The following is a 12,063-nucleotide window of genomic DNA, read 5'->3' as shown; positions in this document are numbered from 1 at the left end:
TCAGACAGGAGCGGCTGAGTCATTGCCCGGTCGCCGGGCTTTTTTTTCATTAACCCCGCTTTACTAATTCTTGCCAAAAACCAGACGTAGTGACAAGATCCGCACCTTGCGATTACAGGAATATACTGATGTTAAAGCTGTTCGCTCGCTACGCTTCGGTTGGGGCGGTTAACACTTTCATTCACTGGATAATTTTTGCTGCTCTCTACTCACAGGGCTTCAACCAGTCGATGTCAAACTTCGCGGCCTTCTGTTGCGCGGTAACCTTTTCATTTTTCGCAAATGCCAAGTGGACATTTAACGCCGAAACTACTACGTTTCGCTACATAATTTATCTTTTCTTTATGGGCGGCATGGCCTCCGCCGTTGGAACGTATGCGGACAGGTCACACTCCAACCCTGTTATTACGCTTATTGCTTTTTCTGCCATCAGCCTGGTGTGTGGATTCATTTATTCAAAGTACATTGTTTTCAAGGATAGAGGATGAAGATATCCCTTGTCGTTCCGGTATTTAATGAAGAAGACGCCATAACCATTTTCTATAGAGAAATTCGTCATTTTCAGCCCTTCCAAGCGGAAGAAGTTGAAATTGTCTTTGTAGATGACGGGAGCACTGACTTCACTGCTGTTCTGATGAAAGAGATGGCGCAGGAAGATAGTCTGGTAAAAAACATATTCTTTACTCGCAACTTTGGTAAAGAGGCTGCGTTATTCGCTGGGTTAGAGAAGGCCAGTGGCGAGGTTGTAATACCTATAGACGTAGACCTTCAGGACCCGCTAGATGTCATTCCACGCATGATTGAGAAATGGCGAGAAGGAGCTGATGTTGTTCTGGCCAAGCGCATGGATAGGTCCTGCGATAGCCATCTCAAGAGAAAAAGCGCCGAATGGTTTTATCATCTTCACAACTTGATTAGCAATCCACAGATCGAGGAGAACGTAGGTGATTTTCGCCTCATGTCTCGAGAAGTTGTCGAGCACATAAAATTACTACCTGAAAGAAATCTGTTTATGAAGGGAATACTTTCATGGGTTGGTGGGAAAACGGAAGTTATCGAGTACGTAAGAGCAGAGCGCGTTGCTGGTAGAACTAAATTCAACGGCTGGAAGTTATGGAATCTGGCACTGGAAGGAATAACGAGCTTTTCAACATTTCCGCTTCGGATGTGGACATATATTGGCCTGTTCGTTGCAGGGTGCTCTTTTTTCTATGGTGCATACATGATTTTAGACACAATGATGTTTGGAAACCCTGTTAAAGGCTATGCCTCCATAATGGTTTCAATGCTTTTTCTGGGTGGCGTACAGTTGATAGGTATTGGAGTTCTTGGTGAGTATATTGGCCGTATTTATATTGAGACTAAAAAAAGGCCGCGCTTTATCACAAAGAATGACGAATGAGACGCATCAAGTTTAAATGGATGAAATAAATGTTTTCACACTTACAAAAGAAAGTTGCAATACCACTTGGATTTATAATCACCCCACTCCTTGTGGCCTACAGTCCTGCAATTATAGGCAATTTCGGGTTTTCTGATGATTGCTCAACATATTTTGCTGCATATTTTTTATCATGAGGTTTAAAATGGAATTGCCTGATCACAGAGCATGTGATAATGAAAAAATCGGAAAGGTTTTTTTGTTAGTTTTCACCCTTTCTATAATTTATTCTGCTGGAATACTATTAACAGGACGGCTTTACATTGACGATCTTGGTCGGTCATTGTACGGTTACACGGCTTGGGGTTATGATGGGAGGCCTCTCTCTGACTTCATAATGTCAGCATTAAACTTTGGCACCCCTATATTAGACCTATCTCCTCTCTATCAAATACTGAGCATGGCGGTATTATCTTTTTCTCTCGCTGTCTTTGGCCGTAAGTATTTTCCAGAAAGAGGCGTAATTGTTTCCGCATTCGCTTTGTTCTTACTCATAGCCACGCCTTTCTATATTGAAAACATATCTTATAAATATGACTCATTGCCTATGGCGTTGAGCTTGTCAGCTATTATCCTGCCTTTCTCGTTGCGTTTTAGCAAGATTCAGTTTGTGGCTTTCGTGATAGGCATTGTCTGCTCACTTTCATTATACCAGGCATCTTTAACTCTATTTTTAATATTATCAGCTATAGACCTGACTTTTACTTTGATTAGTGAACCTAAAGAAAAGAAACCTATTCTTCTATTAAAGAAATCAGTTCACTACACTTTCGCTTTGTCGCTTTCTTATGTCATATATAAAATAGCTATTCTCAGAGAATTCTCAGAAAATGGTTACGCTCATCAACACTCAGGATTGATCTCATTCAATGAAAACTTCATTGATAGCTTCACGTTAAATATTAATAAAATATTTGACTGGTTTTTTATCCCTTTGTATAAATCGGCTGAAATAGTATTTATTTTTTACGCCATCATAATTCTTATCTCTATAGCGATAATTTCAGCTCGGGCATATAAATCCAATTACCTAAAGTTGCTTTGTTTTTTCTGTGTAACCATTTTGGTTCTACTGAGTTTCTTTGCGTCTTTCATACACATATCACTCTTAAAAGAGCCGGTTTTTGCAACAAGGGTTCTCATATCATTTACTGGATTTGTTCTTTTTTCATCATTCTTAATTGTAAGTGCATTCAAAAACAGAAACACCTCTTTAGTGTTGCTTTTTCCTTTTTTTGTGATGGCAATGATTTTCTCTTATTCATATGCAAACGCATCAAAGGAGCAAGACAAATTGGATGGGTTACTGGCCAGTAGAATACAGAGTGATGTATATAGATCAAAACAGGAATTCAAATATGTCTCGATAAAGGGCGTTATGCCGTCCGCAGAAAAGAGGTCCCTCGTTTCTTATAGATTCCCCATCATGAACTCATTAATACCAATTTATATGAATGGTGATTGGTCGTGGGGGGCAATGCTTCTTAAGCATTATGGCTTAAACATGGAAACCAGAAGCTTTACTGAACTCAAGCAAGCAGAGGATATCTGTAGTTCAGCGCCGTTATGGGAAACAAAAGAATATTTGCTTTATGGGCTTGGGGATACTCTTCTGATTTCCTTTGATAAAGACTTGTGCAAGTAGAATAGCGTGAAAGAGGGTTGCGTGGGCGGCCCTCTTATAGTGTTACTTATCAGGCCAGTCTATTTCAGGCGCATTACTGGTGTCGACTCTGCTAAGAAGTACCCTGTATTTCTTCCAGGTGGTTAGCTCTACCCTCTCTTCTTCAGTAGCCATATCAAGATCTACAGCATCCTGAAGAATTGATATTTTCTGGCTAGCCTCGGAAAGAAAGCTCGACTTTTGCTGCTCTGCCTGCGCAATTAGATATTCTTTGGTGGCTTCTAAAGCTGGCGGTGGGGAGAACGTTCCATTTTTATATGTACTGCCAATCCCACAGCCAGTTTCCTCACACAACACCGCTTCCATGCCTTCAGGCGGGGTCCACTCTGTCGTGCCATCCCATAACTGAACGTCAACCACTAATCCATCTGAATTAATTATTGCATAAACGTCTGTACTCATTACGCATACTCCATGATTAGAACGGCGCCGCTGTTGCCTGCAAGGCCTGGTTGAGCGGCCATGCTGGCGTTTACAAAAATCCCTGAACCTCCTCGGCCTTTTTCACCACCCATAAATGGTGATACCGGAGAGATCCAGCCAGTGCCAGAGCCAATTGCTGACTGAAGGAAGTTTGATGCCTGAGAGCCAAGGCTGGAAATAATAATCTCAGTATTATTATATTTTTTCACAACCGGCTTACTATATGAAGGTTGGGCCACCGCTGTAGTGGCACTTACAGAGCCAGGAATGGAACCATAACCACCTGTGACATCAGCAATATCTGCAATAGATGTTGTGCCTCCAGCAAAACCAGAGCCATTTACCTGAGTTGTTCCGCCGGCACCGATGTTTATTGCTTTTCCTGCTCCAATATCATTCGCATATGCCTTTATAAATGCATATGCTCCGCTGTTACCCGCAGCAGAACCGCCGCTTTGATTTGATGCTGTTGCAGGCGTACCACCTGAAGCCCCGCCTCCGCCAATCATGTGCGCCAGGATAAATTTCATCCCCGGTGTAGGAGTGTATTGCCCCGCAGCATTAAACACCTGAACATTCAGAAGTCGCCCAGGGCCTACAAGACCTTTAACAGCGGCGAGGAGCTGGTTATTGCTTGCACTGGACAGGGTGATGCCAGCCGCCTCAATAATCGATGCGATCTCTTCCTGAACAGAGTCAAAGAATTCCGCATTAAGCGCGGTGGGTAACTCACCTGTCTGCGGATTGCCGCCCGTGAAGCCGTTCTTTCCGGCGCCGAATTTATCTTTCTGGGCGGTGGAAGTATCAATACGATGCATGGTTACTCCGGGTATTTAAAAATGACGTAGGTGTGTGATGGGGCAAGCTTGTTGAGAACACACTCTGCGATAGTGTCGCCCCAGTATCTTATGCTGTCAGTGCAGCTGCTGATTGCCGTCATCGGAGTAATCTGCGTTGATGACGGCATGTTGACTTGCCAGTAATACCGCCATTCGTCGCTGTAGAGAGAATCCGTACAGTCTGAGACACTGGTAAACTGAGACTTGTTGTAACGGGTGATCGTGACACCGGTGTAGCCCAGCGCTTTCAGCTGCGATAGATAGAAAGCCTCATTAATGCCGCCAGCGAGATTAAGCTTTGCATCCAGACGCTGCCTGCGCTGCTGGAGTGTCTGGACGCCGGGAGGCGCGCAGCTATCGGGCAGCCCGCTGATGCCCTCATAACGATCAATCAACTCGGTCACGGATCGCGGGTCGGTCTCCAGCATCAGAGCATCACCGCGACCGTGCAAATCTGCAAGGGACGGAGCCAGACCGGCCAGCATAGGGTCATCAGCACTCCATGCGGGGCCACGCGGTAACAGCGCGGCCAGCATCTGACGATATTGCGCGGTTAAATCCATGAGATTGTCCCCACAACGCCGATCTCGCCTTTACCGATGGTGAGGTCAGATGAAGGACTGACCAGGGTGTGGCTGTACTCGCCGGCTGCTATGCTGATCGCTTCACTGATGCGCGATGGTTTTAGAATGCTCTCAGGGCCACCATCGCGCAGCATCATTGAACGGAGTTCCGCCTCAACTGCATATCGGGTTTCAGGGGTGTCCGGATTCAGGCGAATCTGGAAATTTACGACATGCGGAGTGGCAGCGAATACGTAAATGTCGGCCCCGGCTACCGGTGCCAGTGGTTCAATGTGGGTTTTCACAGCAGCAACAGTGGCAGCATCGGGGATCGGATTAATCAGGTCGCTGTTTGCCACCATCACCCCTACCGTTCCGCGCCCGCTCCAGTGACGGTAAGTCCATGCGCGGGTGATTCCCGCGACTTCTTTAGCCCACACCTCGTAGTCACCGTCAGCGCCGCCCTGCGGGGTCCAGTACCACCGCTCTATGACACGCGCCCGCCAGACTTCCAAATCCTCAACGTCAGCTCCCCCCTGAATGCTGTCCGCCACACCCGCAGAGGTCAGGCCGGTTACCGGACTGACCAGGCGCATAGCAAGTCCGTCATCGGTGTTGCCGGCTTTACCGGCTGTGTCACAGGCAACAGGAATGCGAAGCACGCCGCCCGCAGATGTAGCCGCAGCTGTAGTCGTGAATGAAACCAAATCGTCACGCTGGATGGTTACCCCTGCCGGAATTGTGATGCCTGCATTTGCTACTGACCACCTCACGAAACCTGTCGCGGCGGTCGCTGATTTGCGCGGGCATCGCTTCATGTTGGCATGTCGCGTCAGCCAGTCCTCATCAGCAAGGTCCGGCAGAAGGTTGCGTGCGAGATAGTCGATATAGCCATAAACGGTATGAACTGCTGCCGCCTGTACGCGGCCATAAACCTCTGCATCAGTGCGTCTCAGCGCCGCCAGCGACGTATCAGCTGCCAGCCGGGTAAGAATGTCGCTGCGCACTGCGGTAATTAACTGAGGGAGTGTCGGGCGGGTAAATCCACTGTCAGCCATTAAGTTCACTCCATAAATCATCAAAGGAAAATGCCGTTCGGTTGCCGTCTTTTTGGTTGATAACCACTGAGGCGCTTAGCGTATTAATGCCGGTTCGCTCGGCTTTCACATCCACCCGCACCGCCACGCCGTCATCCACCAGCCACTGAAGCGCCTGGCTGATATATTCGCGGGCTTTCAGTGGCGTTTTATTGGTGAGGGTCTGGCGGCTGAGGAGGTAAAGTCGTGAGCCGATACGGTCGTTCTGGACGGTCGGGAAGCAGTCGCCCCACCACCCGTGTTCCTGCTCAGGGTTATCGTCGGGCTCGGCCTTTCGCCAGGAAAACAGGGAGATAATCACGGCGCGAGTAAGAGGATCTGGCGGCCACGTTACGTCACGCTGAATGCCGTTGATAACAATAATCATGAAGCCACCATTTTTTGAGTTGTAGCGTCAGTCGTGCCGCCGCCATCGCCGTTCTCTTTATGGGTATGCCCGTTGTATGTCACTCGCATTGCTGACATCGTCAGGCCGCCTGAGTCGCACTTATCTTTGATTTCGCCGGTAGCCTCGATATCCATTTCAAATCGAGCCTTTGGCGCATTGATGAAGGTGATCGGCTTACCTGCCCCATCGACGACAATCCCGGAACGGGTCAGCGTCACCGACTGTCCCTGATCGTCATAAACTGCAACCTCACCAGACTTCAGGCCTTTGATGCGGTATCGCCGGTCGGAAACCACCAGCACCACGCCATGCGAACGATCGCCATCGAAATAAGCCGCAACGGCCTCAGCCCCCAGAATCGGCGCAGCCGTGAATCCATACGGCTCCATGTGCTCTATGTCGCTCTTACCCTCGCCGCCGGCCATTTCAATCTGAAGCATCTGGCATTTCTGTGCTGTATTCAGGCCGCGAACCACGGCGCGAGCCAGAAGGTTTGACAGCCCACGACTCATGCTGGAAAAAGGATTAGCCATCAGAAATCCACCTCTTCTTTCTTTTTCGTACGCTTGCCAGGCTTTTCCGGCTCGGGAAGGTAGGCGTCTGCCGGCCCTACGCGAATCTCTGTGACGGTGCCGTTTTCATCCTGCTGATAGGTCACTTCAGCAATTATCAGTTGGCGATTACTGAACCCGAGAATGGGATCAAACACGATGACCTGCTGATTAGGCCGCCAGAGTGAGCCATCCCCCTGTCGCCACCCCTGAACGGTATAGGTAGCTTCATCGGTACGGGCGGCACGCTGGCGCATTTCAAACTCAGCACGTTCGCTGCAGGTTGCCGTAGTGGCATTCCCGGTCTGCCGGATAAGCATCGGACGATAGCGCTTCAGGCCGCCGTCAATCGTCTTCGCTCTGATGGCAGTCGTTGTTGCTTCACCAAAGTCATCATCATTCCCCCTGCGCTGACCGGAGACCTGATAATCACTGAAGCGATCGCGAATGCTTTTTTCGGTATCACAGGAAAGAATGTTTTCACCCAGCACCAGCGCGGTGTGGGCCTGCTGGCTGCCGATGCCGCCGATAACCAGATCGCCCTGCTCATTGTCATAAGCAAGTGCCTGCTGAAGCCCAAGCATCTTATTAAGCACATCCATGACCGTTTCGCCCTGGTCTGCCTGAATACCCTGCAGTGCGCCCGAAGCGCCACCTGCATCAACCACCCTGATATTGAATGGCTTTGCCAACTCTGCGGCAACTTGTGAAAGTGTCCGCCCGGCATACTGGGACGGCGTGGCCGCGCAGTCGATCAGGTCGGCCGTTTTGCTGCGGCCGGATATGCCAACGCTGATGCTGCGTGCGTCGTAACGGACCGGAGTAGCTTCAATGTATCCCGTCAGCACTTTATCGGTGCCAATCAGCACCTCTACAAGATCGCCGTTTTTAATGCGGTTACTCCGCGCGGCCTGGTCATTATCGCCCGGCCAGCTTCGGGTTATTTCAACGGTAAAGTCGCGGGCAATACGTTCGATACCAGCAGCGATGCGGACCGATGTCCAGCCGCCCCATTCCTGACCGTTGACCCGGAGAATTACTGTGTTGTTCATCGCGCCGGCACCTTCAGAATTTTGACCGGAACGAAGCCGGGATGTCGGATGCCGTTACGGGCCGTAATCTCAGATGCCCGAGAGGCAGAGTCATACCAGTCAGCCGCCAGAACGAGAGCTGGCGTTACCTGTGCAGGCGTCTTTTCAGTGAGTCTCTCAATCTGTTCAAGCCGTGCTGAAATATCCCGGTTCACATCAGTGCGCACCTTTACCAGCGCCTGATAAAGATTGTCGTCGGTAACGCGCTCCATCTCCGTATCGATGGCTTCATTCAGGACATCGCGCACTTCTGCCAGTTCGTCCCATGAAACAACTCTACCGGTTTCGATAGAGCTGGTGACGCCTGAAGACGCGCTGGCGCTGTCCGTGCCGGTGTCGGGCTGAATGTCACTGACTGCCGGGTGCGTGACTCTGGCGGGCTGCTGAGGGTCCTGCTGGCGTGTAACGTTCCGTGCAACCGGCTGTGGAAGGTCCGTGACCGTGTAGGCAGCTTCGCTGATGGCGGTCGTTCTCACTGCCTGCGCAACGTAATTGCGCTGGGTCGTCTGAGACTGCGTCGTTTTGCTGTCTGTCTTCCAAACCCCACGGGGTGCCAGTCCGCGATCGACCGTTACGCCCGTAAAGCCCTTAATCATCGCCATGAGGTCTGATGCATTCCCGGACAGGCGTGAACCTGCTCGCCACATGGTCTGAAGCCGGCTTACGAAGTTCATGCCGCTTGATGGCGGACTGAGTAAAACAGAGAGGTCACCCTGCATCAGCCGGGAGGCAGCGCTGATGCCGGAGTCAACATACTGGAAGGCGCTGGTCACGGTATTGAACATGCCTGTTGCCTCATCAAGCACGCCGTCCTGCAGAAAGTCAGGCAGACCGTCCATGCCAAAGGCACCGAATGCCGATGAAATGGCGTCGTCAAGGAATGAGACTGACGAGGTAAGTTTCTGTCCGGTTGCCAGCCCGGCCGTGGGAAACGATAATTCGCCGGCTTCGATAAAGCTGAAGCTGACGCGGCACATCCTGCCTTCGCCCACTGAGTGACTGACCCGCACGGCATCATCAACGGTTATCGTCATTTCACCGTAGAACGGATGTACCAGCGTACATGCGCCAGGCTTTTCTATCGCCTCAATAAGACGGTTGCGCTGCTCAAAGAAATCATCGCCTATCAGATATGCCTGGACGCTGAAGCGGCGCGTTGCGCGGCCCAAATCTTCCGCCCACGGTTTGTCTCGGTTTGGGTACTCATGAACCTGCACCCGGCGGCCAAAAGTGGCCTCGTCTTCTTCTACCTTGAACGGGACACCCCGCAGCGAGGCATCCTGCAGATTGTCTATCCAGCTCATGGCTTACTCCGGGCAATAAAAAACCCGCCGCAGCGGGTCAGGTTTTATTTGATGTGTATCTGTATAGAGTATGAGTCGCCTATTTTTGCGAAGACAGAATCTGCCTTTTCGTCATAGGAATCAAATCTTTGAACGCCTTTCAACTTCTCAATCTTATTGAAGAATATTGTAGAGCTTGTCCCGACAAGGTATTCAAAAGCTTTAGCGGCCAGCGCAACGTTAATCTTATTCATCGACTTATCTTCGTTAGCGTAGAAATGAATAGTTATCCTTTCAGGACAAGGCGGATCATAAACAGTGATGTAGAATTGAGGCTCATCATCACCCTTACTTTCATCGTTAAACGCCTCTTCACCTATCGATTCCTTCCTAAATGAATACTGGTGCCTTAGCGTCCCGCCATCATTAAAAACCTGCATATTCTCAGGCTTTTTCCCAATAGCGGAAATGAAATCCTTTTCGTTAAAAACTGGATAGCATTCACTGGCAGATGCCAGCCCACTAAAAAAGATAACCGCTAATACTGCAACCAGTCGCATCTAATTCTTCCTTAAATTACGGGTTTGAAAAACGATTATACCCCACATCAAGATCTAGCCATGGAAGATTACCACCCACGGGAGTTACACGCATTCCAGGAGGAGCATCCTCAAAGCTGACTTTGAGCTCGCCCTGTCTGGTTGGCTCCTTAATAAGTGGCGGTAAGGCAAGGTTCTGGTTTGCCATTTGCGGATTGTTTGTTAAATTCTGCCTTTGGATTTTAAACCAGTCTCCAGCACCCCATTCATCCTTGATTGACTCCCAGAACGGCCTCGATTCGCCATTTTTAGTAACTACTTCTGATGGCGCGGACGGGATTTTAGCGGGCAGCTTCATACTGACAGCATCTAAATTTTTCTGGTTGTTATACCAGCCGCCAGCTTTCCACCTCTTTTTAAATGACTCCCAGAATGATTCAGTGCCATCCTTCTGGGTTGCCGCATCAGAGATTTCTTCCAACTTTTGGAACATATAAAGAGCTACAGCTATCGACACTGTGAGGGCGCTTAGTTTGCTTATTTTGCTCAAAATGGCAAGCAGGCCACCAGCCTTGGTTGTTGCGGTCGTTAGTGATCCGATAACCTGAAGGGTAAACGCCCCGACCATCAATCCGCCAATTCCCTTAATGACCCCATTCATACCCCCCAGCTCACCTGCCAGGCCATCTATTTTTGTCCAGACCTTCTCAACTACCGGTCCAAACTTATCCCAATTAGAAATAAGCAACCCGATTCCTAAAGCGGCAAGGCGGAGGAATATACCCATCGGGGATAACTTCAGCCCTCTGCCAAGGATGCCAAGCGCAAAGTTTACGCCTAATAATGCGAGCTTGACGCCTACAAATCCCGCGGCGATGCCAAATGCACCGCGAATCACTTTTGGGTTTTTGTCAGCAAACTCGGTAAACCTCTCGGATATATCTCCAAGCCACGCCACCAGTTTTTTAGCATCGCCGGAAAATGCGCCACCGATAGCTGCCAGGCCATTTACGGCTGTACCAGTCATTGAATCCCAAAGGTTAGTAAGCGTGCTGAGCTGGGCATCAACACGCTTATTTAGGTTGGCTTGCCTTCCCATTTTCCCCTGAATTTCATCGTAACCGCTTTTGCCCTTATCGATTAAAGCATTCAATACTGCGAGAGTGTCACCATCATCTCCGAATATCTGTTTGATGATGGTAGTTTTTTGTTTTGTGGTTAATGACTGGAGTTTATTGAGTTGATTGAAAAGATTATCAAGACCGCCGAATTCCCCCTTGCCATCGGTAAAATCTAATTTGATACCTTTGCGGCTTATAAGTTTGTTTGCGGCATTCATCTTCTTAGTATCAAATCCAGCCTGGAATATCTTTCTTATGGCGTTACCGGCGGTTTCTCCCTGAGTCCCCATCTGATCCATCATGACTGCGATCGGTGCCAGAGCCCGCGCTGCAGTAAGGCCATCTTTGCTGACCATTTTTGTCACAGAGCTGACATTCGTAAAAAACGAGAGCATATTGGTATCATCGACACCAAGATAAAATGCCTTCTGGATAGTGTCGAAAAGCCCCATCATATCTTTGGACGCAGTGCCGGTTGCATCCTGCATTTTTGCAGCAAACTCTGCAGCCGCCTCTGGCGTTTTCTTGAGCTGAACGGCGAGATAGGCAGAAGCCTCACCCACACCACTTAGAATGTTCTGGGCCGGAATACCCTGCCTGACAAGCATCTGCATCATGTTCTGAAAGTCAGCAGTGGTGCCCGGCAGTTTATTGCCGAGACCTATAGCCAGCTTATTGATCTTTTCGAAGTCAGAACCCACCGCGCCGCTGGCATCCATCATGGCAACTTTCAGGCCAGTTGCTGCATCTTCCTGCCTGGCAAAAGCAACCAGCGATCCGGTCAGTCCAGCAGCCAGACCACCAGCCATTGCCACTCCGCCCCTGCCAGCCTCCTCTGCGTCTTTACGAAAACGACGAAGATTCTTTTGCATTCGGCCAAGCGCAGGAGAAAGCCTGTCAACGCCGGTAATCAGCGCTTTCAGTTCAAATTCAGCCATTGGCTTTTCGCTCCCGTTCTATCCGGTTCGCCTGGTCGATAAGTAATTGCAGGCTTTTTAAGTCCTCACTCAGGACTTCCAGAGGATTAATGCGCCAGTAACTGG

The 12,063-nt window shown here is 49.5% G+C and carries 13 protein-coding genes; 3 read left to right on the top strand and 10 right to left on the bottom strand.

What is annotated here, in order from left to right:
* Nucleotides 1-128: 128 nt before the first annotated feature.
* The 3 genes from ACLIBF_RS10285 to ACLIBF_RS10275 all read left to right on the top strand — a co-directional run bounded on the left by ACLIBF_RS10285 (nucleotide 129) and on the right by ACLIBF_RS10275 (nucleotide 3,086).
* Nucleotides 129-488 carry a GtrA family protein gene (locus ACLIBF_RS10285; RefSeq protein ID WP_448309717.1) on the top strand — a complete coding sequence of 120 codons (360 nt, stop codon included), beginning with the start codon at nucleotides 129-131 and terminating at the stop codon, nucleotides 486-488.
* Nucleotides 485-1,402 (top strand): glycosyltransferase family 2 protein, encoded by a 918-nt coding sequence (locus ACLIBF_RS10280; RefSeq protein ID WP_448309716.1) that lies wholly within the window; start codon nucleotides 485-487, stop codon nucleotides 1,400-1,402. The genes ACLIBF_RS10285 and ACLIBF_RS10280 overlap by 4 nt, the downstream gene beginning before the upstream one ends.
* Before the next feature lie 184 nt (nucleotides 1,403-1,586).
* Nucleotides 1,587-3,086 carry a glucosyltransferase domain-containing protein gene (locus ACLIBF_RS10275; protein WP_448309715.1) on the top strand — a complete coding sequence of 500 codons (1,500 nt, stop codon included), beginning with the start codon at nucleotides 1,587-1,589 and terminating at the stop codon, nucleotides 3,084-3,086.
* Nucleotides 3,087-3,128: 42 nt separating this feature from the next.
* Here the strand turns inward: ACLIBF_RS10275 and ACLIBF_RS10270 are convergent, their stop codons facing one another.
* The 10 genes from ACLIBF_RS10270 to ACLIBF_RS10225 form a co-directional block, all read right to left on the bottom strand.
* The gene (locus tag ACLIBF_RS10270) at nucleotides 3,129-3,431 is read right to left on the bottom strand and encodes a tail fiber assembly protein (RefSeq protein ID WP_341802494.1); all 303 of its coding nucleotides are present in this window, start codon (nucleotides 3,429-3,431) and stop codon (nucleotides 3,129-3,131) included.
* A 95-nt stretch (nucleotides 3,432-3,526) separates the two neighbouring features.
* Nucleotides 3,527-4,366, bottom strand: a complete 840-nt coding sequence (locus ACLIBF_RS10265; protein WP_448309713.1) for a hypothetical protein — start codon at nucleotides 4,364-4,366, stop codon at nucleotides 3,527-3,529.
* Between the two features lie 2 nt (nucleotides 4,367-4,368).
* Nucleotides 4,369-4,950, bottom strand: a complete 582-nt coding sequence (locus ACLIBF_RS10260) for a YmfQ family protein (protein ID WP_448309712.1) — start codon at nucleotides 4,948-4,950, stop codon at nucleotides 4,369-4,371.
* Nucleotides 4,941-6,008 carry a baseplate J/gp47 family protein gene (locus tag ACLIBF_RS10255; RefSeq protein ID WP_448309710.1) on the bottom strand — a complete coding sequence of 356 codons (1,068 nt, stop codon included), beginning with the start codon at nucleotides 6,006-6,008 and terminating at the stop codon, nucleotides 4,941-4,943. The genes ACLIBF_RS10260 and ACLIBF_RS10255 overlap by 10 nt, the downstream gene beginning before the upstream one ends.
* Nucleotides 6,001-6,414 (bottom strand): phage GP46 family protein, encoded by a 414-nt coding sequence (locus tag ACLIBF_RS10250; protein WP_448309709.1) that lies wholly within the window; start codon nucleotides 6,412-6,414, stop codon nucleotides 6,001-6,003. The genes ACLIBF_RS10255 and ACLIBF_RS10250 overlap by 8 nt, the downstream gene beginning before the upstream one ends.
* The gene (locus ACLIBF_RS10245; protein ID WP_448309707.1) at nucleotides 6,411-6,968 is read right to left on the bottom strand and encodes a phage baseplate assembly protein V; all 558 of its coding nucleotides are present in this window, start codon (nucleotides 6,966-6,968) and stop codon (nucleotides 6,411-6,413) included. The genes ACLIBF_RS10250 and ACLIBF_RS10245 overlap by 4 nt, the downstream gene beginning before the upstream one ends.
* Nucleotides 6,968-8,038 (bottom strand): phage baseplate assembly protein, encoded by a 1,071-nt coding sequence (locus tag ACLIBF_RS10240; RefSeq protein ID WP_448309706.1) that lies wholly within the window; start codon nucleotides 8,036-8,038, stop codon nucleotides 6,968-6,970. Before ACLIBF_RS10240 ends, ACLIBF_RS10245 begins: the two co-directional genes overlap by 1 nt.
* Nucleotides 8,035-9,381, bottom strand: coding sequence for a DNA circularization protein (locus ACLIBF_RS10235; RefSeq protein WP_448309705.1), 1,347 nt, complete (start codon nucleotides 9,379-9,381; stop codon nucleotides 8,035-8,037). The genes ACLIBF_RS10240 and ACLIBF_RS10235 overlap by 4 nt, the downstream gene beginning before the upstream one ends.
* Nucleotides 9,382-9,425: 44 nt before the next feature.
* Nucleotides 9,426-9,920, bottom strand: coding sequence for a hypothetical protein (locus ACLIBF_RS10230; RefSeq protein WP_448309703.1), 495 nt, complete (start codon nucleotides 9,918-9,920; stop codon nucleotides 9,426-9,428).
* Nucleotides 9,921-9,936: 16 nt separating this feature from the next.
* The gene (locus ACLIBF_RS10225) at nucleotides 9,937-11,958 is read right to left on the bottom strand and encodes a phage tail tape measure protein (protein WP_448309702.1); all 2,022 of its coding nucleotides are present in this window, start codon (nucleotides 11,956-11,958) and stop codon (nucleotides 9,937-9,939) included.
* Nucleotides 11,959-12,063: the final 105 nt, after the last annotated feature.

The sequence above is a fragment of the Pantoea sp. PGP6 genome (assembly GCF_053474785.1).
This window is presented reverse-complemented; position numbering and strand designations above follow the sequence as displayed.

Bases quoted from the DNA above. Each gene is read 5' to 3' on its own strand.
- ACLIBF_RS10225 (WP_448309702.1), bottom strand. From the start codon at position 11,958: ATGGCTGAATTTGAACTGAAAGCGCTGATTACCGGCGTTGACAGGCTT.
- ACLIBF_RS10260 (WP_448309712.1), bottom strand. From the start codon at position 4,950: ATGGATTTAACCGCGCAATATCGTCAGATGCTGGCCGCGCTGTTACCG.
- ACLIBF_RS10270 (WP_341802494.1), bottom strand. From the start codon at position 3,431: ATGGAAGCGGTGTTGTGTGAGGAAACTGGCTGTGGGATTGGCAGTACA.
- ACLIBF_RS10235 (WP_448309705.1), bottom strand. From the start codon at position 9,381: ATGAGCTGGATAGACAATCTGCAGGATGCCTCGCTGCGGGGTGTCCCG.
- ACLIBF_RS10230 (WP_448309703.1), bottom strand. From the start codon at position 9,920: ATGCGACTGGTTGCAGTATTAGCGGTTATCTTTTTTAGTGGGCTGGCA.
- ACLIBF_RS10240 (WP_448309706.1), bottom strand. From the start codon at position 8,038: ATGAACAACACAGTAATTCTCCGGGTCAACGGTCAGGAATGGGGCGGC.
- ACLIBF_RS10265 (WP_448309713.1), bottom strand. From the start codon at position 4,366: ATGCATCGTATTGATACTTCCACCGCCCAGAAAGATAAATTCGGCGCC.
- ACLIBF_RS10255 (WP_448309710.1), bottom strand. From the start codon at position 6,008: ATGGCTGACAGTGGATTTACCCGCCCGACACTCCCTCAGTTAATTACC.
- ACLIBF_RS10250 (WP_448309709.1), bottom strand. From the start codon at position 6,414: ATGATTATTGTTATCAACGGCATTCAGCGTGACGTAACGTGGCCGCCA.
- ACLIBF_RS10275 (WP_448309715.1), top strand. From the start codon at position 1,587: ATGGAATTGCCTGATCACAGAGCATGTGATAATGAAAAAATCGGAAAG.
- ACLIBF_RS10245 (WP_448309707.1), bottom strand. From the start codon at position 6,968: ATGGCTAATCCTTTTTCCAGCATGAGTCGTGGGCTGTCAAACCTTCTG.
- ACLIBF_RS10280 (WP_448309716.1), top strand. From the start codon at position 485: ATGAAGATATCCCTTGTCGTTCCGGTATTTAATGAAGAAGACGCCATA.
- ACLIBF_RS10285 (WP_448309717.1), top strand. From the start codon at position 129: ATGTTAAAGCTGTTCGCTCGCTACGCTTCGGTTGGGGCGGTTAACACT.